The following is a 22,675-nucleotide window of genomic DNA, read 5'->3' as shown; positions in this document are numbered from 1 at the left end:
AACGACTTCCAGCTTACTTGACCTCAGCGTTCAGCCTCTCAATCAACTCTAGCAATTGCAGCGGCTCACTAACTGTATACATCGGACGTTCAGACTCATCTGCCGGCTCATGGGGATAACGGGGCGTCCAGCTCTGAAAAATGCTGGTGATGCCTAGCGCATTGGCCCCCTTCATGTCACGGTTAAGATTGTTGCCAATCATAACGGTACAATCGTGAGCGAGACATTCTTCAGATTGTTCTCTCGTGCGCCTTTAATAACAATAGCTTCTTTCATCATGATTCCCCTCTCAATTAAAGCAATCACACATAGATATATCTCTTATCCATAACCGATTACGAATGCTGTCATACTACTTCTTTTGCAAAAGTATGCTTATTTCGATAGAATGAATTTGTAAAATAACACATTTTAAAATAACTTCACAATCAAATATCTTGATTAACGAGATATAAAGATTTTAAAAGGGGCGTTATCCTTTGTCAAGCCATGAACAAGCTCAACCTACACCAGAGCAAGAACAATTCACCTTACTCATGCGTGGTCTGGGAACCCGAACGGTGGTATACCAGCAAAACGTAGCCGCCTCTCTTGGGTTATACAATAATGATTTTTTATCTGTGGATATCCTGCGTGAAAAAGGCCCTATTACCGCTGGAGAGCTGTCCAAACTAACTGGACTTGCCACTGGCAGCGTTACTGCATTAATAGATCGTCTCGAAAAAAACGGATACGTTCGCAGACAAAACGACCCTAATGATCGCCGTAAAGTAATTATTGTCCCGTTGTATGAAAATAAAGAAGATGTTATTGACACCTACCTGCCGCTTCATACTGCTATGGTTAAATTGGCTGCTTCCTATACCGATGAAGAACTTGCCCTCATTTCACAATTTTTAGGCAAAGCCAGCACCGTTTTAGACGAGCAAATTGATCATCTCAGTTCCGGAACACGCAGTAAGTCTTCTTCTTGACTCAAATGCTAAAAACAAGAAAGCCCGCTTATTGCATGAAGTGCACCCCTTAGAATAGACATTGGATAAAACCCCTGGTTTGTCCGATGAAATTCTAGGAGGTGCATTTTTTATGCCAGCGATAAAAGGTCAGAAGTTTAAAGAGTATTCGTATGAGACTAAGATAGAGGCGATACGCCTTCACGTCGTGGAAGGTTGGACCTATCGTAAAATCATGGAGAAGTTTGGAATCACAGACAGACATCGACTGAAAGCATGGATGAGGAAATATCGGGAACTCGGAGAGTTCGGACTTGTGGATCAACGGGGAAGGCGCGAGGAGTACGTCGATCGAGAAAGGCAAGTAGAGCGGCTGAAACGGGAGAACGAAATGCTAAAAAAGTGCTTGGAAATCTGGATGCAGGAGATGAAGCCAAACGGTATGTAACGATTGAGAGAACCGCAAACGAATATCCGGTTAGTCATCTTTGTAAAGTTTTTAGGGTCTCCCGAAGCTGTTACTACGCTTTTCTAAAGCGCAAAGAATTCCATCGGGACCGAGAAGATGAGGCACTCGTGAAGAAGGTCTATGAGCACTACAATGGAGTCTACGGCTACCGTCAGCTTCAACTGTTCTTGCTGCAGGATCATGGGGTCTGGATGAATCATAAGAAGGTACTTCGGCTTATGCAGATGCTGGGCATCCGCTCACGGATTCGGCGGAAACATCGCTGCAGCTACGCTTCTTCTACTGAAGGTCGTGTAGCTAAAAACCTATTGAAACGGGATTTCCAGGCGGATACGCCCAACCAAAAGTGGGTCACAGATGTCACACCATACCGGGTGGGGGAGTCGTGGATTTACCTCTCAGCGGTGAAAGACTTGTTTAAAAATGAGATTGTAGCCTACCACATGAGTCAGAGAAATGACAATCCACTGGTTCTACAGACCTTTGAGAAAGCCTTTAGCAAGACAAAAGACGTGACCGGGCTGATCGTTCATAGCGACCAGGGATTCCAGTACACGTCTCATGCATACCACGACATGCTGCCAAAGGTTGGCGCCCAAATCAGCATGTCTCGTCGAGGAAATTGTTATGACAATGCCTCGATGGAGAGCTTCTTCTCGCATCTCAAAACGGAAGGACTCTACCCTTATGATATCCGAAATATGGACGAGGTACAAAGGAGAATTGAAGAATATATCCACTTTTACAACAAGCATCGACCACAACGAAAGCTAAATAAGTTTCCTCCGGTTCGGTACCGGGAGCAGCTTATAGCCTAGGGTCTTTTTTCAGTGTCTATAAAATGGGGTCTTGACCAACATATAACATGCATAACCCGGGGTTTCTTGTTCATGTTCCACTTATGAGTGTAGGCTTAAAGCATCGTCTTCTTCATTATCTCACTCGATACTGATCAAACAGCGCTGGTATAATCTCTGTTGATGCACCCGGCATTTGAGGAAGTATATAGTGCCCGTTGACTACAGTGGCCGGCTCCACAAAAATATGACGGATCCAAGGAATGTATTCCAGCATGATCGCACCCGGTGTTGCTGCAACCAAATGCTGATGAATTTGCCCCATATCACCAACATGCGGACAAATCGGAATATCGTATGAAGCGGCTAAACCTGCAATCTGTTGCCATTCCGTAATCCCACCAACACGCGTTACATCTACTTGGCAATATTCGAGTGCCCCATGATGGATATAATCCCGGAATGCATATTTCGTATAGACATGTTCACCTAACGCAATAGGTACATTTAATGCATCGGCCAGCTTCTTATGTCCCATGATGTCATCTGGATTTAAGGGTTCCTCTAACCAGAACAAATCAAATTCCTCTAACTTCCTCCCCCATGTCATCGCTGTATTGATATTCCACTGTTGGTTCACATCGATCATGAAGATGGTTTGATCTCCTATCGCCTTACGAACCGCTTTGCAACGATCATAATCCTCATGTGAATCTGCTTTACCCACTTTAATTTTGACTCCAGTGAAGCCCTGCTCTACTATTTCAGTAACGTCCCTTATTAAACGTTCTTTAGACCAGTTCAACCAGCCGCCGTTTGTATTATAAGCTTTTATTTGTTTGGATTTATGTCCGCCAAGATATTGCCACAACGGTTTATTGGAAGCTTTCGCCATAATATCCCAAAGTGCAATATCTACTGCAGCCAATGCCATATGAGTAACTCCCGCTCTACCAATCCAATGCATTTTTCCAAAACGCAGCTCATCCCAAATTTCTTTAACCATAAACGGATCTTTGCCAATTAATAAAGGAGCGTAATAACGGTCAATCGTATCAACGATCATATCATCACCATGTGCACAAGTTCCTGTATACCCATACCCCACAAAACCCTCATCTGTAAAAATCCGAACGCCTGCAAGTCCCCAATGCGTAGCAACATTAATTGCATCCGTAATTGGTGGCGTAATCGGAACGTGTAAGACGAAGCTTTCTACTTTTGTAATTTTCATTTTTTTCATCTCCCTAGCTTTAAATGAAATAATTACTCAATCCAAATGGAAAACCTCATCCATACTCGCCCACCATTCACCTTCTAATGCAGACTTCACTGGATACTGACAAGGATCTGTTAAGCTCCACCATTCTTGTGTACGAGGATCTGCAGTCATGATGGCCATATCAGCCGTGTAGTCATCCCCTGTATATTCATAATAACTGAATAAATAGCCGTCTCTATAAAAAATGGAATAGTTCTTAATGTTGCATTTCCTTAATCTATCCAACACTTCAGGCCATACAGATGCATGTAACGCTTTGTATTCTTCCAGCTTCTCATCCTTGACATGAATAACACTCCCATATCGAGTCATTCCGCCCCTCCCTTTCCAATAACTCATTAATAACCTAAGGCTGCTCCACCATCAACAGGGAGTGCTACACCCGTAACAAATCCGGATAAATCACTAGCTAAATACAACGCGGCTCTTGCTATCTCTTCCGTTGAGGCACATCTTCCCAATGGATGCATATCGATCAAATCTTGTACTGTAGTTGCCGGATTGGGCTGTTGACCGATCCACTCTTCTAATAAAGGCGTCATTACACCTGCTGGACATATGCAATTGACACGGACTCCATCGTTCGCATAATCCAACGCTAATGCTTTAGTCATTGCAATAATTGCGCCTTTTGAAGCAGAGTATACCGGATTTTGCTTTTGGCCTACCAATCCGCTTAATGATGCCATATTCACGATGCAGCCACGGTTTTCTCTAATCGAAGGAATGCAGAATTTAATCATCAAATAGACACTCTTCAAATTGATATCTAAGGTACGAGTCCATTCTGATTCAGAAATATCCTCCAAGGACTTCGGCAATACAACAGCTGCGTTATTGAATAGAATGTCAATCTTGCCAATCTTATTTAGGACCCATTCTACCAATTGTTTAACCTCTAGCTCCGATGAAACATCTGTTTTCACAGCGTAAGCAACAGAATCCCCACAATGAACTGAATGAATTTCCTCGACTACTCGTTTAGCTTCAGCCTCATTCCAGTCCGCAATGATCACTTTAGCACCCTCACTAACAAATAATTTGGCAGTCGCTTCGCCAATCCCGGAGCCACCGCCTGTAACAATAACGACTTTCCCTTGTAATTGCATAGGCTACACTCCAGTTTCAATAAAATGTGATGTCTCCAATTGATAAAAGCGGATCGCATTATTGCCAAAAACATCGTCTAATTCTCGCTCTGTAAGCGCTTCAGGTAAATTGTTTAACAAAATGCTTACTGTTTGATCATAGCTTGCTGCAAGCAGGCACACTGGCCAGTCACTGCCGAATATGACCCTGTTTAATCCAAATGCATATATGACATGTCTGATATAAAAGTTAAAGTCAGCTTCTACCCAGTAGGGCATATTTGCTTCGGTAACCATGCCTGAAAGTTTGCAATACGTCTGGGGATATTGCGCGACCTCCGTAACCCACTCTTGCCAAGGTGAGGTTTCCTGCTGGGAAATTTGTGGCTTACCTATATGGTCAATGACCGCATGTAGATTTGGCACAAGCTTGAGCAATTTCAATACGGCTGGGAATTGTGCAGCATGGATCAATAAATCAACAGGGAATCCCATGGTCTCTAACCATTTTAAATGATGAATAACTTGAGGACGTTGCAAGTATTCATCAGCATCAATACTTTGAAGCATTAATCGGAGGCCAATAAAATAAGGATTTTTACGCAAAAGTTCAAAGGTTTCCGTAAAATTGTCCTGCTCTAAATCCAGCCACCCCACAACACCAGCTATTGAATCATGGATCTCGCATAAACTTAGTAGAAATTCAGTTTCTTCAACAGTAGCTGCTGCTTGAACAACAATGGTTTTCGTGATTCCATGTCGTAGTAATGATTCTGTCAGGTCATCAGGCATAAAATCTTTATATAGTAATGGAAATTCTAGTGTAGGCCATCCGTAATCGCCTCGACTTAATCGCCAATAATGCTGATGTGCATCAACTCTCATGCTTTCACCTCACAAAATGAGTACATTCTCAGTCTTCTATAACGAGCCGATTCGTCAGCTTGCCGAGCTTCTCAATCTCAATCGTGACGATATCACCAGCCTTCAGGTAAATCTGCTGATCTACCGGATAACCGAGGACGACGCCTTCTGGTGTTCCAGTCAAAATGATGTCTCCAGGCACAAGCGTCATATGTTGCGAAATATAACTTACAATCTCATCGCATTGGAAAATCATATCTGACGTATTCGAATGCTGGCGGATTTCTCCGTTGACTGTACATTTAATCTCTAAATCATTCGGGTTTTCTATTTCATCCGTTGTAACTAGATAAGGTCCAAGAGGAGAGAATTTATCACATGACTTGCCTAACAGCCATTGCGGAGTCCTTAGCTGCAAGTCACGTGCGGACAAATCATTTACGTTGCAATAACCAAATACGTGGTTAAGCGCGTCCTCTTTCGTAACGTACTTAGCTGATTTACCGATAACGATCACAAGCTCTGCTTCGTAATCAACTTTTTTTGTCACTCTTGGAAGCGGAATATCGCCGCCATGTCCCGCCAACGTGTTATTAAATTTATTGAACAATATCGGGAACTCAGGGATCGCTACGTTCGTTTCAACCGCATGCTTGCGATAGTTAAGACCGACACAGATAATTTTATTTGGATGAGTCACGCATGGACCGAGTGTCAACTTCGCTTCATCTAATAGGTATGAACAGTCTTCTCCAGCTATATCCAGTGCTTGAGTTGTGAATTGATCCAGCCTCGAAAGCGCTGCCTCACCACCGTCAATGACTTCGTGAACGGTCATAGGTACGGAATACCCATACTGTCTAGGCAAATCTATTAAAGCGCTTGCAACATCCAATATTCCCTTTTCTGTTACGACCCCTAATTGGTAATCGCCATTGTTAAGGAATGTTAATAACTTCATTATTAGTTCCCCTTCCTTTTATCGTTTCATGCTGTTCAGGCGTTTTTCCCAAAAGTTGCGCCTCCATCAATATAGAGAGGAGAACCCATCATAAATTTTGATTCATCCGAAGCAAGAAATAAGGCGGCTTGGGCAACATCCTCAGGTAAGCCGAGCTCTTCACTAAGCTGACGTTTCTTAATTGACGCAATCGCAATTTCCGGATTATCGTAAGAGGTTTTTAAGTAATTCTCAACGAACGGCGTTAAGATTGTGCCTGGTAAAAGGGCATTTACACGAATATTGTATGCTGCGTAATCTACTTGCATGGATTTCGTCAGGGCCAATACCGCTCCTTTGGTAGCTGAATAAGAAGCTCTTCTGGCGAGCCCGATTTCTGCGACGCAAGAGGACATATTAATGATGTTGCCGGATTTTCGTTTCATCATATGAGGTAGCACATATTTGGATGGCAAATATACACCCCGAATATTGACCTGAATTACCCGTTCCCATGCATCCGGTTCAACTTCATGTAAAGCGCCTACTCCGCTAATTCCTGCGTTGTTAAAAAGCACATCTATATGACCGTAGTGTTCAATGATTTGATCAACCATCTGCTCTACAGATTCAGCATGGGTCACATCCGCATGGATGAAATGACCTTTTCCTCCATCTGCATGAATATTCTTCAAAGTCTCTATACCTTTTGCTTCATCTAAATCGTTCACAATTACAGTTGCGCCTTCACGAGCAAACAGCAATGCCGTGCTTCTTCCGATCCCTGAACCTGATCCCGTAATTAAGATGACTTTATTGGCTAATCTCATTAATGATTGCCTCCTTGGTATAGCGATAACCGATTCGCCAAATGACGAATTTCAGCCTCCGCAACATCCTTCTTTTTCTCCCAGATATGCTGCTGCATGGTACAGCTCACTGCTGCGATAGCCTCACCTGATTTAGATAGGATCGGGGCTGAAACACAGCTGAACCCAACGATAACTTCCTGCTCATCGAAAGCAATCCCCTTATCGCGGATGATTCGTAGTTGCTTAACCAGATCCGCCTTAGTTTTCAATGAATACTCTGTAGCGCTCGTTAATTCTTGAATCGGGTACAATGAATCCAGATCTTTATCATCAATGAACGACAGAAGCAATTTCCCAAGTGCAGTCACATGAGCCGGGAACTTCATACCGGGGCCGGATGCTAGCCTGACCATAGTCGGCGCTTCCTCCTTAGCCAGATACAACACTTCATTTCCTTCAAGTCTGGCCAACTGAACCGTCTCTTGCAGGCGTTCTCTTGTGGCGGCAGCTTCTCGGTGGAATGATGAGATTAAGTCCTGACCTTGCAAGTAGGAATCTCCCCACCTTCCCGTAGCGGAGCCAATGGCATAAGTATCGTTAGTATCTCTATTCACCCAATCAAGTACTTCCATAGTCTGCAAAATAGAATACATAGAACTCTTATGGATACCAAGCTGATTGGATAAATCAATTAATCGATGCTTATAGGGTTCCTCGGATACAAGGCGTAGAATCCCGTCTGCTTTCTCCAAAGCAGGCACCCAATATTTTTTCTCCATGTGAGCACCTCCTTCGAACATTATACAAAACCAAGTTTTCTATACAAACTAATTTTAATTTTATTAGTTATATTTGGCAATCTTTTTTTTAAAAAAAGACGATAGCTCCCAAGCTGATGCCTAGGTTAACTATCGTCTTTATATTCATATTATCTCCGAATACCAATCGTTATAATTTCACATGGACCGATCTGTAAGAGCGAACTGCCTTTCTCTTCACTAGAGAGTGGGTGGCTCTCCTCTTCCAGGATCGACGTCTTATAGAAATACTGCTGCGGTATCGTTGAACGGATGGTCAGGTCGGTACTCTGCTGACTCATGTTGTACCAGCGAAGCAGTAGGTCTCCAGTCTGCTCGTTCATTTTTAGAGAGGAAAATGCGAGCTCATGACTCTCCCATTCGAATGGAGTATACACCGGAGCAATTGCTCCTTCATGTACATCAGTCTGACATACGATCCAAGGAATCTGGAATTGATAGGCTTCAGCAAAAGCACCTGAGGCTATACCATCTCCTGTGTGTGGGATGAGCTCCATACGTACAACGTGCTCTCCGAGACACTGCGCTTCTGGAGTTGGGAACAACCCCCAGTCTCCCAGTTCACCCACGCTACGGAGTAGTGTAATCGCAATGGTGTTACGACCGTCTCTTAGCACTTCATATTCATTTAATCCAAAGTTAGCGACGGTTAGACCGGCTGTGTCATTACTGATATCAACAAAGGCTTGCTGATGCTGCGTATTACTCGGATTCATCCATTCTGCAGCTGGCTCAATATTCCGCTCCGCAACCTCAAACATCGAATCCACATGATGTGTGGCGGTGTTCAAATCTGTCGGAAATAGCGCACGAATCCGGTGATCTTTGGCTTTATTGTCTATCGTCGTTTCAATATGCAGCCCCTTTCCGCCCCGCTCCAAGCTAATTACGGTACGAAGTTTAAGAATGACTGTGTCACTACTGCGCTGCGCTTTCCGCTCTGGGTAGTACACAAGAGCACGCTGTTCCTCGTCCAGCTTATCATCTGCTGAGACTGGAATCTCCCAGTCATGCTTAATTTCCACAGATGCTCGATAAGGTGTGTTTTCCAGAACACAAATGTTCGCCTGTAGTCCCTTAGTCGTTAAAGCTTGTTCACCCTCTGGCTGTTTATACATGTATTCATTCCCGATATCACCTGTGTTCTCATACACACCAAGATCCCGGTAGGTCATGCCACTGGCTTTGTCACTCAGCGTAAATGAACCATTATCATGGATCACTACTTTGATGGCCTCATTCTCCAACACCCGATCCCCTTGAAGCAAAGATTCAGGAGCTATAGGCAACCCTGCGTTAGCACGGCGAACCCACGCATATGCACAAAGACCCAGCGCCGGAACTTGCACAGCTTCAAAGGTAAGTCTTACTCGGCGGCACATATAGGGCTGGCGGAATTTATCGTCAGGCAAATCATAACCAAACTGAAGACCCAAATCCTCCATCTGGCATGTAATGGTATTCCCTTGATCGTCTACTAATTCACGGCCGTTTAAATCAATATCTTTCATACGGCTGGCTGTTTCTTCTAAAGAGAAACCCTCTCGCAAATATAGACGTGCCGCATCAATTTCTATGCTCACTGTACCCGTGCGACTCCATCCGGTCGTATTCATAACTACGAGTGGAAGCACTTCTTCACCATATGCTGTAAAACCAGACGTATCAACCGCATCTGCGATCACACGCTTACTATCATCAACAATGGTCTCTGCTACATGGCGGCTTTTATCAAAACGGGTGACCATTTCTCGATGCACCTCATCCACGCTGCAGCCGCAAATGCTGTCATGCGGGTGATTCTGCATCAGCGTCTTCCAGGCATAGGTGAACAGATGATGGGGATAATCTTTGCCCAGTAAATGCGCGAACGAAGCAAGTGGCTCGGCCACTTTTTCAAGCAAGACCTGACCTTCCTGATTCATCTGTTTCAAATAAACACGAGCAGATGCGGTATTCACTAGCGTCCCCCATCCGTCAGTGTGCTGGCTTCGCAGTTCGCCCTTTACGGTCGATAATTTGTTGTGATCCATTACATCCTCTACAGCCTTAAGGTAATCAGGGAAGTTAGAATGGACAAACTCCATATCTGGATATAGCCGCTTCGCAGTTTCGATCGCCTCCGGCAAATCCAGCTGAGCCGGCTGATGATCGCAGCCGTTCATGAATAGTAGCTCGCCTGTAGAGGCAAATTTCCGCGCATCTGCTAACTTCTTCTCCCAGAACTCTTGTGCCTCTGCTTCATTCACTGGCACTTCGTTTCCATTCGAATACCAGTTTGCAAATAAAATGCCAAGCACTTTCGATCCATCCGGACCTTCCCATACCAGCTCCGAGAACGAAGATTCATATCCACCGTCCGATACTGTATTGTTGAATCCAGTCGGCTTTACACCTCTTCCAAAAAAGGCATTATTAATGCCCGATTGCTTCATTAATTGTGGAGTCTGGCCAACTAGACCAAAGGTGTCCGGAAAATAACCGATTTTGGAAGGTTCTCCGTAACGCTTCGAATCCTGATGACCAATCTGCATATTACGTACGTTTGCCTCTCCGCTGGTAAGGAAAGCATCCTGCAGTATATACCAAGGTCCGATCAGAAGACGACCTTCCGTAATATATTTTTGTAGACGCTCTTGATTTTCGGGACGAACTTGAAGATAATCCTCCAGAATAATGGTCTGTCCATCCAGAAAGAAACTCTTAAATTCACCATCCGCGTCCAATCGATCCAGCAATTCATCGACCAGTTTAATAAGGCGCACGTGATGCTTTTCATATGGAAGATACCATTCCCGGTCCCAGTGGGTATGAGAAATGATATGAGCAGTCTGAGGTTTAATAGATTTATCTGAGCTTTCCAAAGTGAAGACCTCCTTATATGCAATACGTTTCTCTACTAAGATGCTTAATGTAGTAGCTGTGGATAAGTTAAATGGATTTCTACTTCCTGCGGGCGATACACGCCAAGCAGATTTCCTTTAGTATCCGTAGCGAACAGGACAGAACGTTCCTGTTCTAATAGGAATGCGTAGGTCCGGCCAGTAGCCGAATCTATTACCTCTATGTTCACATCCTGAGCATATTCCGACACGAAGGTGAACAGCGCCCCCGTATCAAAGCTCAATTTCCGTCCATAGATGCCTGCTAAGTTCCCACCACTAATCCATTCCAAATCACACTCCACACGAGCAGAAGTCATCGCGTAGCTGTACAGTGCAGCTGTAGTGTCACTTCGGTCGCTCAATTCAACGGGCAGTGGACTCCATAGGAGCCGGCCTTTGCCGAGTGGAATATTCACGACAGTATCTATGGCAGAACTTCCACTTCCGCCGGATTCGTGAATCATCGTTTCCTTCGATACCTCAGCAATCCGCCGGTGACCGAAGGAGACGGGTAGTTCTTGACCTTGAAGGCTAAGCACTTCTTCACGGCGCACATTACGCAATTCACGCTTGCCGAGAATATCACTTAAGCGCTCTGAAGAACGCCAGTAAGCATCAATGTCGAGCGGGCCTGTAGCAAGTAATACCGCACCTGTTGCTTCAACGATGCGTAACAGCCTTTCCATCGCTGCATCATCGAAGTTATGCGCGCTTGGCAGCATAATAAGCTTCACAGGGTGCTTCTCCAAATCATCCAAGTGGTATTCAGAAACCCCTCTGAAAGGCATCTTCAGATCATATGAAAGAATACGGGTAAGCTCTGTTGTAGCAGCGAAAGCCAGCTTCCGGTTAGAGAAATCATTCGAATACGGAAACACCACAGCGATCTCTTCCAGTTTCCGATCTCCAAATACGTCACGAATGCCCTCTATAAACTTCCCGAAGTCATAAGAGACATCCGCCTCTGGCTTTTCGGTTCCATCTGCTCTCAATGCTCCGATATGGGACTCATTCGCATTATCCATATAGAAGTTCGTATTCCAAATCCAGTGTATGGCCCCCGCACCAGCAGTTCCAAACGCATAGGCATATTTGCGTTCGAGCAGATTTCGCAGCTCTAGCTCCGAACGTTTGGCTCGTCCATCAGGAGTTTCTACATACATGACGCCGGTTTCTTGAATCAGGTTTGGCTTATTAGGCGTCTTGGCAAAGATGCCATCCCACACCAGATAATCATTAAACCACCAGGAATGTACAGTGGTGTAATCCACCGCCTCCTCGTAGAAGAACGGCGAAGGTCGCTGTGCCCCTAGCCCTTCATCCTGCCCAACCGTAACCATCTGATCTGGACATTGCTCCTTAATGGTGTCATATAACTGCTTCACCCACCGGTTATGCATATCCATAGAGAACAAGCAATAATCAAGCCAACGTGTCCCTCTTTTAGCGCTGTGCATATCCTGTACATCGAAGTTCATCTCTTTCGCTTCTGGCAGCCCTGCCGATGCAAAGTCTGGAAGCTGTGCGGGTGTCATATTCCAACGTTCCTGTAGCACTTCGATTTCCCCATGTCTATGCCGAAGCCATTCTATGAAAGCTTGTTGCTCGAAGCGATCATGACATGAACTCGGACCCTCCGAGAAAATCCGTACCGGATCAAACATCGACGGTTCATTAATAAGATCCCAATCTACATTCGAAGACGCTTTATGACGAGATACAATAGAACGAATGAACCGCTTCTGAGCCTCAACACTTTGGGGATCCAAGTAAGGATTTACCCCACCCCACGTTTCCGGTGTGAAGGAGAAGAACGTGAAAGTCACCTGAAGATCATGCTTCTTCGCCGTCATGATAAAGGCATCAATCGCTCGCAGTACCTCTTCTGAAACATGACCATCGTCTTGCATCACATTGCGATAAGCCGTCCAGATTCCTGTTCGGATCCAGTTAATCCCTGCCTTCCGCATTTGATCCATATCGCGATCCCATACCCCGACGTTCGGCAGAAATAGAAATTTCCGTGCCACATCACTCGTCATATATGTCATCCCCACAACAGGTAGCGGACGCCCATCTTTTATGAAATAATCTCTACCACTCGTTACCGGTTGACCTGCTGCAAGAAGTTCAGGGGCATGCCCCCAGAACCCTTGACGAAGAATACGGACCTCACCATCACTGGCTTCCGCTTCGCAGATCACTTGGAATAGACCGCTCCTAATTTCCAGAGGAATAGGCACCCGAACGATGTTAAGCTCAGCATTAGCCTTCATCTCCAAACTGTGGGACCAACGCAAGGAGGGATCGGATTCATGCTCAACATACATTGTTAACTTCCATTTGTCTTCATTTCGCAAAGAAGGTTTTACCCGCTCAAGCTGCTGAATCTGAAGTGTCAGAGAAGCGCGTTCTCCTGGCTCATATGACGCGTAATTTGGCTTAACCCACATTTCCGTTACACCCTTACTGCAGAAACGAACCCACTCAGACATCGCGGACAGCCCTTTTTCCTTCCATAAAGAAGACGTTGCAGCCGTATTTACGAACAACCAGCGTGAGCCTGCAAATAAACCAATCGTATTCTCCCAAAGAACTACTGGAGCGGCAGTTTCCCGGTCCTCATGCGTAATTCCCTTCAAAAGCGGGTAAATGCGTGTGCTCATCGGACCTGCCGACCCCATTTGATGGGGCAAATCACTCGTCTTCGTCGTATGTGGCACAAGGTTCCATGTCTCTTCACTCGCTGAAAAGAGAGCTTCTTGACCCTTAAGCAAAGGAATGACATCTGATGCTAGCAAGGATTGATTACGAGAACAATCAACACGTAATGCCTCATGAATATACAGCTCTTGATGATATGAAGTCTGCTCCGCTTCCACATGCCATTGTTCATTTTTCCAGCGAACGGGTTGTTTGAAGGGGGCACCTCCAATGCTGATCAGCCCGCCACCTCTCTGCAAATATCCAAGAATGTCTATCCATGCCGCTTTTGGAAAATAGGGTGCATGCAGATTAATGAAACAGCCGCCTTCGGTTTCCCTAAGCGCTGCTGCAAGCTGATCTCCATTCACAATCGTACCGAACTCACGCATGAATTTAATCGCATCGCTAGGAATCGAATTCGAAATCGGAAAATCAGAATCATAGAATATAATTACAGGTCTGTTAGGGCTGCTCATAGTAGTCCTTCCTTCATCGCTTTATAGACGAGTTGGGAGAACAGACTATTGGACCAAGCGAACCATTTCCTAGTGAATATATTCGGGTCATCGACATGAAATCCTTCATGCATAAAACCAGTCCCCGCATCTGTTGACTCTAGCATCGCAAGCATGTCCAGCTTCTCTTCCTTCGTAGAAGCCGTCAAACCTTGCATAGACAATGCCATATGCCAGATATAATCTTTCGGAGTATGTGGACTGCCAATCCCTTTCGCTGCGGTTCCTTCAAAGTAAAAAGGATTCTCCTTGCTCAGCGCAAATCGGCGTGTATTCTGATAAATCTCATCCTCTGCCGTAACATAGCCGAGATAAGGAATCGACATGAGTCCCGGTGTTCCCGCATCATCCATCAAGCAGTAGTTGCCATACCCATCGGTCTCGTAGGCGTAGATTGGACCAAACTTAGGATGACGGTAAATCCCATACAGCTTGATGCCATGATCAATGTCCGCTTCTAATGCTTTAAGCTCTTTTAGAAATTCAAGATCACGGAATACCCATTCTGCGAATTCCTGCATATGACGTAAGGCAACAACGGCGAACATATTCCCCGGGATATTGTAATGGAAGTCGCAAGCATCATCGCTTGATCGGAACCCTGACCAGACCATACCCGTGTAATTTACAGGCATACCAAGGCCGTTGTTGCGCAGCGTATCTTCAGGAATTCCGTTATTACGCGTAAAACGGTATGGAGATAATTCGTTATGGCGCTGTTCAGTTTTAAATAAGTTGAATATTTTGACCATTGCTGCCTTAAATCCGGCGTCGAATATATCAGTCTTCCCCGTTTCTTTCCAATAGGCATAAGCCAGACGCATAGAAAAACAGAGAGAATCGATCTCGAATTTACGTTCCCACACCCAAGGGGACATTTCCGTAATATCGCTAGTGCTCCAATGCCAGTCATTTGCTGTTTCGTTAAACGCATTGGCGTACGGATCAATATGTATATACTGAATATGTCGTTTAATTAGACCGCTAATGATACGTTGAAGATCCGGGTCATTCTTCGCAAATGGCACATAGTGCATAACCTGCTCTACAGAATCCCGCAACCAGGAAGCAGGGATATCACCAGTAATGATGAATGTTGTTCCATCATCCATGAGCTTAGTCGTTGTCTCAAGTGTATTCGGGAAGCAGTTCTTGAAGAGCTGCAGTAGTTTAGGCCGATGAGCTAATTTCTCCTCTGCTTCGTTCAATACCTCTTGAATCGCTTGTGGAAGCGGAAGCTTCGGCATTGAGATCGTTGGCAGTCTAAATTGTTCCATATTCCCACTCCTCTTGATAAAAATGAGTATAGATAGAGAGACGGGCAGCATAGCTGCCCGTCTCCACTAATCCTATTTGTGTTACCTTTAGATTAATCGTAGGCGTTTTGTTACGTTCAAAGCTTATTTCTTTGTCTGGTTCCACTCATCAAGTTGCTTTTGAACTTCAGCAATGACTTTTTCCAGTCCAGCTTCTTTAAATTTCTTGGTTGCTTTTGGCAGATATGTTTTAGGATCAACAGAACCTGTGTATAGCGCTGGCATAAATTCTTTAGTTACGTTGTTGATGGCTGCTACTTCTGTTTTTACAGGTGTAGGGTCAAATGCAAAACCGAAGGTAGGGGCTTCTTTTGAAGAATCATTAAACTTCTTGAAAGCATCCCATTTATCAGCAGGGTCATCTGCATGCAGATAAGTCAGTAACATATTTCCAAGCGTGAAGCCTGGCATTGCATAGCTATCTTGCATAGCTGGCAGATCTTCAATGACATTTTCGGAGATTTTCTTATAATGAGTGCCTTCAATACCATAGTTGAGCAAGTTGCGTAAGTACTTATCTGTGTTCAAAAGATTCAAGAACATCATAGCCCGTTCAGGATCACCTGAGGTTACGGAAATAGCGTGCATCGAACCTGCGGCGGATTGTGTATATACATAAGGCTCATGCATAGGCGAAGTTACAATTTCATAACCTGCTGAACGAGACCAACCTTTTTCTGCATAAGGCTGTGTGATTTCGCGATCGGCAAACCATTTACCTGTCTTAATGTTATCAATACCTTCAAGGGTTGCAACGTCTGGACGTAAGTAACCTGCTGTGTAAAGTCTACGCATCGTATCTAACGATGTTGCAAGTTCAGGTGTCTCCAGAATATTAACAACCTTGCCATCTGTGGAATCCATATAGACCCCGATAGGTAACTCATCACCTAGTACATAGTCAAATGGCATGAATGGTTTAAAGCCTTTAGGAACAGCTAGCGGTGTAATATCCGCAGGCTCATTCTCTTTAATTGTTTTAAGAAGTGGCTCTAGATCATCCAATGTACGAATATTGGAAATGTCCATGTTGTATTTATCAACATATTTCTTATTGAAGCGCCATACCCATTGCTGTCCAAGCTCCTTATTTACAGGAACACCGTAGATCTCACCTTTAATCTTAGTTCCTTCTAAGAAACGAGGGTCCAAAACTTCTTTCGTTTCCTTTCCATACTTATCTAGCAAATCGTTCAGACCCAAGAAGGTACCATTAGCTGCGTTACGGCGGAAATCATTTGTCCAAGAAGAGGTAAAGGCAATGTCATAAGGCTCACCAGAAGCGGTGATGACTTGCATCTTCTTATCGTAATCGCCCCAATCGAACATCGTAATGTTCAACGTCGCATTAATTTTTTCTTGGGTATATTTATTAACTTCTTTTAGTACAAGATCCAAATCCTTTTGAGGTCCACCAATTAAATACATCTTCAGCTCATATGGCTTTAATCCCGATGTATTCTCTGCTGAATTCCCTGCAGCCGCTGAATTGTTTGTTTCTTTAGCAGCATTTGTATTATTATTCGAACCACATCCAGCAAGAAGGCCAGACAAAAGCATTGTTCCTACAAGAGCCAGCGTTAAACTTTTTTTCGCTTTCATTTCTATTTTCCCCCTTTAGATTAATTAACTTTTTATTTATATCGTTTCCTAGTACTAGCGATTCGAATAAATACATCATAATAACGTTACTCTTTTAAAGAGCCTACGGTTAAGCCTTGTACAAAATATTTTTGGAAGAAAGGATACGCTAGTGCTATAGGCAAGGTCGCCAGTACAACCATCGCCATACGAACGGTTTCTGTCGGCAAGGTCGCAGCAATCTCAAAGCTTGATCCCATCTGCATACTGTTCTGAATGACGAACTCCATATTATTCTGGATTCGCATCAGCATCGCTTGGAGCGGTACAAGACTCGCATCATCTATATACAGCAGCGCATTAAACCAATCATTCCAATAGCCCAGCGTACAGAACAATCCAATCGTTGCAATCCCTGGTAAAGAGATCGGAAGTACAATTTGCAGGAACGTTCGAAACTCCCCTGAACCGTCAATTTTAGCTGCCTCAATAAGTGCATCAGGCACTGAAGTCTGGAAGAAGGTCCGCATTACTAGAATAAAGAATGCATTCATCGCTATTGGCAATATCAAAGCCCAGATCGTGTTGTACAAATGTAAAAACTGCGTTGCTACGATATAGTTTGGAACCATACCGCCTGAGAATAACATCGTAAAAAAGGCGAAGAAGCTGAAAAAATTACGATAGCGGAATGATCTTCGAGAAAGAACATAGGCGTAAGTTGTAATTAGAAATAAGCTAATGAGCGTACCTAGTACAGTAACAAGTAAGGTGACTCCAAAGGAACGAAATAACTGATCTCCTGTGTTAAAAACAAACTGATATGCCGCCATACTAAATTTTTCTGGAATTAAGCTAAATCCATTTAAAGCGAGGACTTTCTCATCTGTAAAAGAAATGGCTATGACAAACAAGAACGGAAACACACAGGTAAAAGCGAAAATTCCTATCACAATATTGAGTACCACATTCCAAAAAGGAGTAATGGCGTTGTTGTCGACTTCTTTCGGCTTACGTTTGAATACTTCCATAACGTCAATTGACTCCTTCCTAGAATATCGCGTTTTCTTTGCTGATTTTTTTCACAATAGAATTCGTTACAATTACCATGATAAATCCGACGATTGATTGATATAGACCCGCTGCTGTACTCATCCCTAGGTTTCCTGTCGTACTCATGCTTCGATAGATATAAGTATCGATAACATTCGTTACGGAATATAGAACACCGGAATCCCGAGGAATTTGATAGAATAGACCGAAGTCAGATCTGAAAATACCACCAATCGCAAGAATAGTTAGCGTTACCATTAAAGGTTTAAGCAAGGGAAGTGTAATAAACTTAATTTGCTGCCATTTGCTGGCCCCATCAATCATAGCTGCTTCATAATAGGACTTGTCGATACCCGCAATAGCCGCTAAGTAAACAACACTTGAATAACCAATTGATTTCCAAATCCCCATGAAAATTAGGATATATGGCCAAAAGCGTGTATCCCCATACCAGGAAACAGGATCGCCTCCAAAGTACGTAATCACTTGATTCAAGATCCCTTTATCTACACTTAGGAAGCTGAATGTAAAGAAACTAATAATTACCCAAGAAAGGAAATAAGGCATAAACATCGCCGTTTGATAAACTTTGGCCGTCCGTTTGTTCACAAGTTCATTCAAGGTGATCGCAATGCCCACCGCAAGAACTAAACCGAGAGAGATCAACGCCAAGTTATACAGTATCGTGTTTCTTGTAATAATATAGGCGTCCTCCGTCGAGAACAAAAAGTTGAAATTTTCAATGCCAACCCATTTACTATTTAAAACGCTTGCAAAGAAACCGTCCCGATGAATCTTGAAATCCTTAAATGCAATAATGGTTCCGAACATCGGTAAGTAACAAAAAATTAGGAACCATATTGTCCCTGGTAATACCATAAACCACAGTACTTTATCCTTATTTAAGCTTTTGAAAAATGCAGACACTATTCTACATCCCCCTTCTCTATCCCCAAACAATCCCCGTAATACCCTTTCGATCTTATTTCCTTGCCCCTTTAACTATCTTTTATTCTGGGCTATAAAAGCGGTTTCATAAAGTTGAAAAACTCCAGAATGATATGTAAAAATTAAAGATCGACTTATGATTTGAACAAAAAAAAGGAAACATTCTCGTGACCAACGTTCGTGAACCCTCCACTTGAACGTGACACCCGGGAACATTTCCTAAATCCTACGCCTTTTCTTTTTTATACATCTTTCGAAGTTCTGTTGGAGATATGCCTACTGATTTTTTGAACTGGCGATAAAAATACGCTGGATCTAGATACCCTACTTCAGCTGCAATTTCATTGGTTAATAACGTAGTTTGAAGCAGCAATTGTCTTGCTTTTTCAATTCGGAATTGATTCACATAATCAGAGAAGCTTCGCCCCATCTCCTTCTGAAATAGCTGTCCCAAGTAAGTAGGATGCATATTCATTCGCTGACTGAGCGTCTTCAGAGATAGTTCTTCTCTATAATGTTTGCTCACTTGATCCACCATATATCTCATATTCGGACTGAGTTCATCACTCACTAGCGATAATTGGTCCAGTGTTTCATTCACACTTTCCTGTACATGATGAAGTAACTGCTCAATGGTATGGATGCGTAGCAAAGGATTAAACACCGCACTGAAATTACAGTTCTTCTCCATATTCTTAGCGATCAACATTAATTCAATCGCCACGTTGTAATTATCAATGCGTGTAATTACGCCACATCCGAACAGCTTTTGGAATGTTTCTGCAATAAATTGATTTGCCGCCTCACGCTCTCCAGATAATAATAGTTTAGTAAATGCTTCATAATCAATTTCGAGCTTTTCCTCATGTAACACCATCTTCGACAGTTGGTCCACATCTATAATCGGGTAGCCCGGCAGCATGAGATGATCCACATATAAACTTTTCGCTTTTTTATAGCTTTGTGGTACTTCTTGAAAAGTATATTCCTTACTTCCTATCGTAATCCAGACAGACTTTCCTAATTCAAGCATAATCTCACATTGCACTTGTTGCAGCATGCAATACATTTCTTCTTTGTTCTCATCTTCAGCCGACTCCGCAACAATAAGAACAAGATCACCTTCCATATCTATAAAAACAATAACTGTTCCGCGCTCGGCTACGGACTGCACAGCGATACGATAACATTCTTCCATAAGTTGATTAGGGTGCAGTTGACTCTCATCCTCTTCATGTTCCGTAATAAGCCGAATCGCAGCCACCGTAAAACATGAACGGTCCAGGGAAATATTTAAGACTTTTGAACGATGCAATAGCTCCTGTCTGTCTATATTTCCTGTGACCCAACGATTTAGAATATTGTTACGTAAAACTTGCTGATCCTCCTTCGCATGAAATTGTTCAACATCCTCTTGATTGAGGACCTCAACAATTTGCTCAATGGTCGATTCCAATTCTTTTATGTTAATGGGTTTAAGAATATAATTCTCAATGCCAAGACTCATTCCAGCTTTTAAATACTCAAATTGTTCATAGCCGCTTAAGATGATAAATCTCATTTTTGAATCAAAAGATTTAATTTGTTGAATGAGTTCAAGTCCCGTAAGCTTTGGCATCGTAATATCTGTAATTAATATGTCAATGGCTTCGTTATGGCTATGCAAAAATTCTAAAGCTTCTTCCCCATTACTCGCTTGCCCAGCGATTCTTAGTCCATACTCTTCCCATTCGATCACTGAACGTAATCCTTCAAGAATAAGAGGTTCATCATCCACAATAAGTATGTTGTGCATTATTTAATACTCTCCCTTACCACTGGTATATTCATGATGACTGATGTTCCTACACCTATCTCACTAGCAATCGATAATCCATATTCAACCCCATAATAAAGCTTAATTCGCTCATTCACATTACATAGTCCAAGCGAGGAAGGTGGTGCATCCATTCGCATACTGACTTGAAGTGTTTTTTGAAGTTCCGTTAGCTTGCTGGGAATAATCCCATTCCCGTTATCTCTAATAGCAATTTGAATGCTGCCGTCAGATTCAGTGACTTCAATGCGGATTAGGTTATCGGAGCGTTCGGGCCTGAATCCGTGAACAATATAATTTTCAATGACCGGCTGAATCAGCAGTTTAACGATAGAACAATTCATAGCCACTGGACTTATTCGCGACTCGATTTGAAGCTTATCTTTATGCCTAATCTGAAACAGCTCAAGATATAGATTGCAATATTCAATCTCATCAGCGATGGTAACAACCATACTTTTCTTAATCATCGTTCGGAATAACGTAGATAAAATGTAAATCATCTGACCTACATCCTTCGCACCTTGCGAAATAGCCCGCATCCTTATAGCTTCAAGCGTGTTATATAAAAAATGCGGATTAATCTGCGATTGAAGAGCAACGAGTTCTGCATTTTTTTGCGTAATTTCTGAAATGTAAACTTTATTAATATACAGCTCTAGTCTTTCACACATATAGTTAAAATTGTTGGCAATGAGCTGCAATTCATCCTCTCGGTTAAGGTGAATGCGTGTACTTAAGTCGCCTTCCTGTAAGCGCTTCATAGATTTGACAATGATCTTCACTTTTTTAGAGAAACGTAAAATGATTCCGTATGTAATGGACATTGCCGCAACAATAAGTGCTGCCGTTATCCCGATAATCCAATTTCGTACTACCACCATTTCTTTATTGACCTGCGACTTCTGAATGATCCCTGCCACAATAAGACCTGAGCTATTCGTTGTATTTAAGTTAACTTTGGATAATCCATCCAGTGCAGTCCAGTTGTCTGAATAAAGACCAGCGATATGCGGATACTGCTGTCCCATATACCTTCCTAAGGAATCATATATGACATCACCGCTTGGTGTTAGAACCAACACTTGACCATTATTCTCTGTACCTTTCGTACCAAGCCATTTTGAAATAAGTTCAGCATCAAAATCTATAATGAGCATACCGATCGTTTTCAATGAAATCGGATCTTTAAGCTCCCTAGTCATCGTATACAAATTGTTATTGTCTTCCCTTATTTCCTTAAGTAATAATTTTTTCTCATGCGAAACCCAACCATTCTTGGGTATGGGTGATTTTTGCTCTGAAATATCTATATCTCTTTTGTAGAGCTGTCGTGTATTATTTTTATATAAATAATAAAATTCTTTCTCAGTGCTGTATAAGATAACGTCAGAAATACCACTTTTCTGATTCAAATATGTTTTGAAGTAAGTATCGAATGTATGGGGTACGAAGCTCCCAATCTCAGCAAACTGATCTAAACGATATTTTAGATAATCTCCATAATCATGTTGCAAAAAGTAGGACAAATCCTCACTTACAGAAGCATCACTATAAATTTGCTGGATGGCCAATTGGATCCCTTCGTACTGCTGATTCATATATAAACTCACGTAATCCAATACCTCTCGATTAGCATCAACATGTTGACGCGTGATCGTCTGTTCATAGTATTTATAAACGGTAATGGAAGAGGCAATGAGCGTAATAATGATGATGGATGAATATATAGCTAAAATTTTATTAAACAGTTTTTTTCGTAAATGATTTTGATAAAATTTCTTTATATTCAACAAATTCACCTTCCTTCAAAATCTAGACCTTTAGGATTA

At 42.9% G+C, this 22,675-nt stretch carries 18 protein-coding genes and 1 pseudogene; 3 read left to right on the top strand and 16 right to left on the bottom strand.

What is annotated here, in order from left to right; genetic code table 11:
* Positions 1-13 precede the first annotated feature (13 nt).
* A complete protein-coding gene (locus CA598_RS01570) occupies positions 14-202 on the bottom strand; it encodes an HAD family hydrolase (protein WP_143812371.1) in 189 nt (62 codons plus the stop codon).
* 334 nt (positions 203-536) lie between these two features.
* Here CA598_RS01570 and CA598_RS01565 point away from each other — a divergent pair, with 334 nt between their 5' ends.
* The 3 genes and pseudogenes from CA598_RS01565 to CA598_RS01555 all read left to right on the top strand — a co-directional run.
* The gene (locus CA598_RS01565) at positions 537-974 is read left to right on the top strand and encodes a MarR family transcriptional regulator (protein WP_256989808.1); all 438 of its coding nucleotides are present in this window, start codon (positions 537-539) and stop codon (positions 972-974) included.
* Between the two features lie 112 nt (positions 975-1,086).
* The gene (locus CA598_RS33415; RefSeq protein ID WP_373455803.1) at positions 1,087-1,401 is read left to right on the top strand and encodes a helix-turn-helix domain-containing protein; all 315 of its coding nucleotides are present in this window, start codon (positions 1,087-1,089) and stop codon (positions 1,399-1,401) included.
* A pseudogene (locus CA598_RS01555) lies at positions 1,347-2,240 on the top strand (IS3 family transposase); the annotation flags it as partial. The gene CA598_RS33415 and the pseudogene CA598_RS01555, both read left to right, overlap by 55 nt.
* 115 nt (positions 2,241-2,355) lie before the next feature.
* On the opposite strand, the gene CA598_RS01550 reads toward CA598_RS01555, so the two are convergent.
* The 15 genes from CA598_RS01550 to CA598_RS01480 all read right to left on the bottom strand — a co-directional run bounded on the left by CA598_RS01550 (position 2,356) and on the right by CA598_RS01480 (position 22,636).
* Positions 2,356-3,453, bottom strand: coding sequence for a mandelate racemase/muconate lactonizing enzyme family protein (locus CA598_RS01550; RefSeq protein ID WP_094875091.1), 1,098 nt, complete (start codon positions 3,451-3,453; stop codon positions 2,356-2,358).
* A gap of 36 nt (positions 3,454-3,489) precedes the next feature.
* Positions 3,490-3,813 (bottom strand): L-rhamnose mutarotase, encoded by a 324-nt coding sequence (locus CA598_RS01545; protein WP_094875090.1) that lies wholly within the window; start codon positions 3,811-3,813, stop codon positions 3,490-3,492.
* A gap of 26 nt (positions 3,814-3,839) precedes the next feature.
* Positions 3,840-4,610, bottom strand: coding sequence for an SDR family NAD(P)-dependent oxidoreductase (locus tag CA598_RS01540; protein WP_094875089.1), 771 nt, complete (start codon positions 4,608-4,610; stop codon positions 3,840-3,842).
* Positions 4,611-4,613: 3 nt separating this feature from the next.
* Entirely contained in the window at positions 4,614-5,474 is an 861-nt protein-coding gene (locus CA598_RS01535; protein WP_094875088.1) for an amidohydrolase family protein, read from the bottom strand.
* A 28-nt stretch (positions 5,475-5,502) separates the two neighbouring features.
* Complete coding sequence (locus CA598_RS01530) at positions 5,503-6,414, bottom strand: fumarylacetoacetate hydrolase family protein (protein ID WP_094875087.1); 912 nt, start codon at positions 6,412-6,414, stop codon at positions 5,503-5,505.
* A gap of 35 nt (positions 6,415-6,449) precedes the next feature.
* Complete coding sequence (locus CA598_RS01525) at positions 6,450-7,223, bottom strand: SDR family NAD(P)-dependent oxidoreductase (RefSeq protein WP_094875086.1); 774 nt, start codon at positions 7,221-7,223, stop codon at positions 6,450-6,452.
* Positions 7,223-7,984, bottom strand: a complete 762-nt coding sequence (locus CA598_RS01520; protein ID WP_094869363.1) for an IclR family transcriptional regulator — start codon at positions 7,982-7,984, stop codon at positions 7,223-7,225. Before CA598_RS01520 ends, CA598_RS01525 begins: the two co-directional genes overlap by 1 nt.
* 149 nt (positions 7,985-8,133) lie before the next feature.
* Positions 8,134-10,887 (bottom strand): alpha-mannosidase, encoded by a 2,754-nt coding sequence (locus tag CA598_RS01515; RefSeq protein WP_094875085.1) that lies wholly within the window; start codon positions 10,885-10,887, stop codon positions 8,134-8,136.
* A gap of 44 nt (positions 10,888-10,931) precedes the next feature.
* Entirely contained in the window at positions 10,932-14,090 is a 3,159-nt protein-coding gene (locus CA598_RS01510; RefSeq protein WP_094875084.1) for a beta-galactosidase, read from the bottom strand.
* Positions 14,087-15,406 (bottom strand): glycoside hydrolase family 125 protein, encoded by a 1,320-nt coding sequence (locus CA598_RS01505; protein WP_094875083.1) that lies wholly within the window; start codon positions 15,404-15,406, stop codon positions 14,087-14,089. Before CA598_RS01505 ends, CA598_RS01510 begins: the two co-directional genes overlap by 4 nt.
* Positions 15,407-15,529: 123 nt before the next feature.
* Complete coding sequence (locus CA598_RS01500; RefSeq protein ID WP_094869367.1) at positions 15,530-17,047, bottom strand: ABC transporter substrate-binding protein; 1,518 nt, start codon at positions 17,045-17,047, stop codon at positions 15,530-15,532.
* Between the two features lie 86 nt (positions 17,048-17,133).
* Positions 17,134-18,057 carry a carbohydrate ABC transporter permease gene (locus CA598_RS01495; protein WP_094869368.1) on the bottom strand — a complete coding sequence of 308 codons (924 nt, stop codon included), beginning with the start codon at positions 18,055-18,057 and terminating at the stop codon, positions 17,134-17,136.
* 19 nt (positions 18,058-18,076) lie between these two features.
* Complete coding sequence (locus tag CA598_RS01490) at positions 18,077-18,958, bottom strand: ABC transporter permease (protein WP_094869451.1); 882 nt, start codon at positions 18,956-18,958, stop codon at positions 18,077-18,079.
* Between the two features lie 295 nt (positions 18,959-19,253).
* Positions 19,254-20,822, bottom strand: coding sequence for a response regulator transcription factor (locus CA598_RS01485; RefSeq protein ID WP_094875082.1), 1,569 nt, complete (start codon positions 20,820-20,822; stop codon positions 19,254-19,256).
* On the bottom strand, positions 20,822-22,636 hold the full coding sequence (locus tag CA598_RS01480) for a sensor histidine kinase (RefSeq protein WP_094869370.1): 1,815 nt from the start codon (positions 22,634-22,636) through the stop codon (positions 20,822-20,824). Before CA598_RS01480 ends, CA598_RS01485 begins: the two co-directional genes overlap by 1 nt.
* Positions 22,637-22,675: the final 39 nt, after the last annotated feature.

The organism is Paenibacillus sp. VTT E-133291, assembly GCF_002264395.1.
Lineage (GTDB): Bacteria > Bacillota > Bacilli > Paenibacillales > Paenibacillaceae > Paenibacillus_AQ > Paenibacillus_AQ nitricinens.
This window is presented reverse-complemented; position numbering and strand designations above follow the sequence as displayed.

What these genes read in the sequence shown, in the direction of transcription:
- CA598_RS01550 (WP_094875091.1), bottom strand. Translation starts at nt 3,453, where the DNA reads ATGAAAATTACAAAAGTAGAAAGCTTCGTCTTACACGTTCCGATTACG.
- CA598_RS01525 (WP_094875086.1), bottom strand. Translation starts at nt 7,223, where the DNA reads ATGAGATTAGCCAATAAAGTCATCTTAATTACGGGATCAGGTTCAGGG.
- CA598_RS01545 (WP_094875090.1), bottom strand. Translation starts at nt 3,813, where the DNA reads ATGACTCGATATGGGAGTGTTATTCATGTCAAGGATGAGAAGCTGGAA.
- CA598_RS01510 (WP_094875084.1), bottom strand. Translation starts at nt 14,090, where the DNA reads ATGAGCAGCCCTAACAGACCTGTAATTATATTCTATGATTCTGATTTT.
- CA598_RS01535 (WP_094875088.1), bottom strand. Translation starts at nt 5,474, where the DNA reads ATGAGAGTTGATGCACATCAGCATTATTGGCGATTAAGTCGAGGCGAT.
- CA598_RS01485 (WP_094875082.1), bottom strand. Translation starts at nt 20,822, where the DNA reads ATGCACAACATACTTATTGTGGATGATGAACCTCTTATTCTTGAAGGA.
- CA598_RS01530 (WP_094875087.1), bottom strand. Translation starts at nt 6,414, where the DNA reads ATGAAGTTATTAACATTCCTTAACAATGGCGATTACCAATTAGGGGTC.
- CA598_RS01520 (WP_094869363.1), bottom strand. Translation starts at nt 7,984, where the DNA reads ATGGAGAAAAAATATTGGGTGCCTGCTTTGGAGAAAGCAGACGGGATT.
- CA598_RS01495 (WP_094869368.1), bottom strand. Translation starts at nt 18,057, where the DNA reads ATGGAAGTATTCAAACGTAAGCCGAAAGAAGTCGACAACAACGCCATT.
- CA598_RS01505 (WP_094875083.1), bottom strand. Translation starts at nt 15,406, where the DNA reads ATGGAACAATTTAGACTGCCAACGATCTCAATGCCGAAGCTTCCGCTT.
- CA598_RS01500 (WP_094869367.1), bottom strand. Translation starts at nt 17,047, where the DNA reads ATGAAAGCGAAAAAAAGTTTAACGCTGGCTCTTGTAGGAACAATGCTT.
- CA598_RS01565 (WP_256989808.1), top strand. Translation starts at nt 537, where the DNA reads ATGCGTGGTCTGGGAACCCGAACGGTGGTATACCAGCAAAACGTAGCC.
- CA598_RS01490 (WP_094869451.1), bottom strand. Translation starts at nt 18,958, where the DNA reads ATGGTATTACCAGGGACAATATGGTTCCTAATTTTTTGTTACTTACCG.
- CA598_RS01540 (WP_094875089.1), bottom strand. Translation starts at nt 4,610, where the DNA reads ATGCAATTACAAGGGAAAGTCGTTATTGTTACAGGCGGTGGCTCCGGG.
- CA598_RS33415 (WP_373455803.1), top strand. Translation starts at nt 1,087, where the DNA reads ATGCCAGCGATAAAAGGTCAGAAGTTTAAAGAGTATTCGTATGAGACT.
- CA598_RS01570 (WP_143812371.1), bottom strand. Translation starts at nt 202, where the DNA reads ATGATTGGCAACAATCTTAACCGTGACATGAAGGGGGCCAATGCGCTA.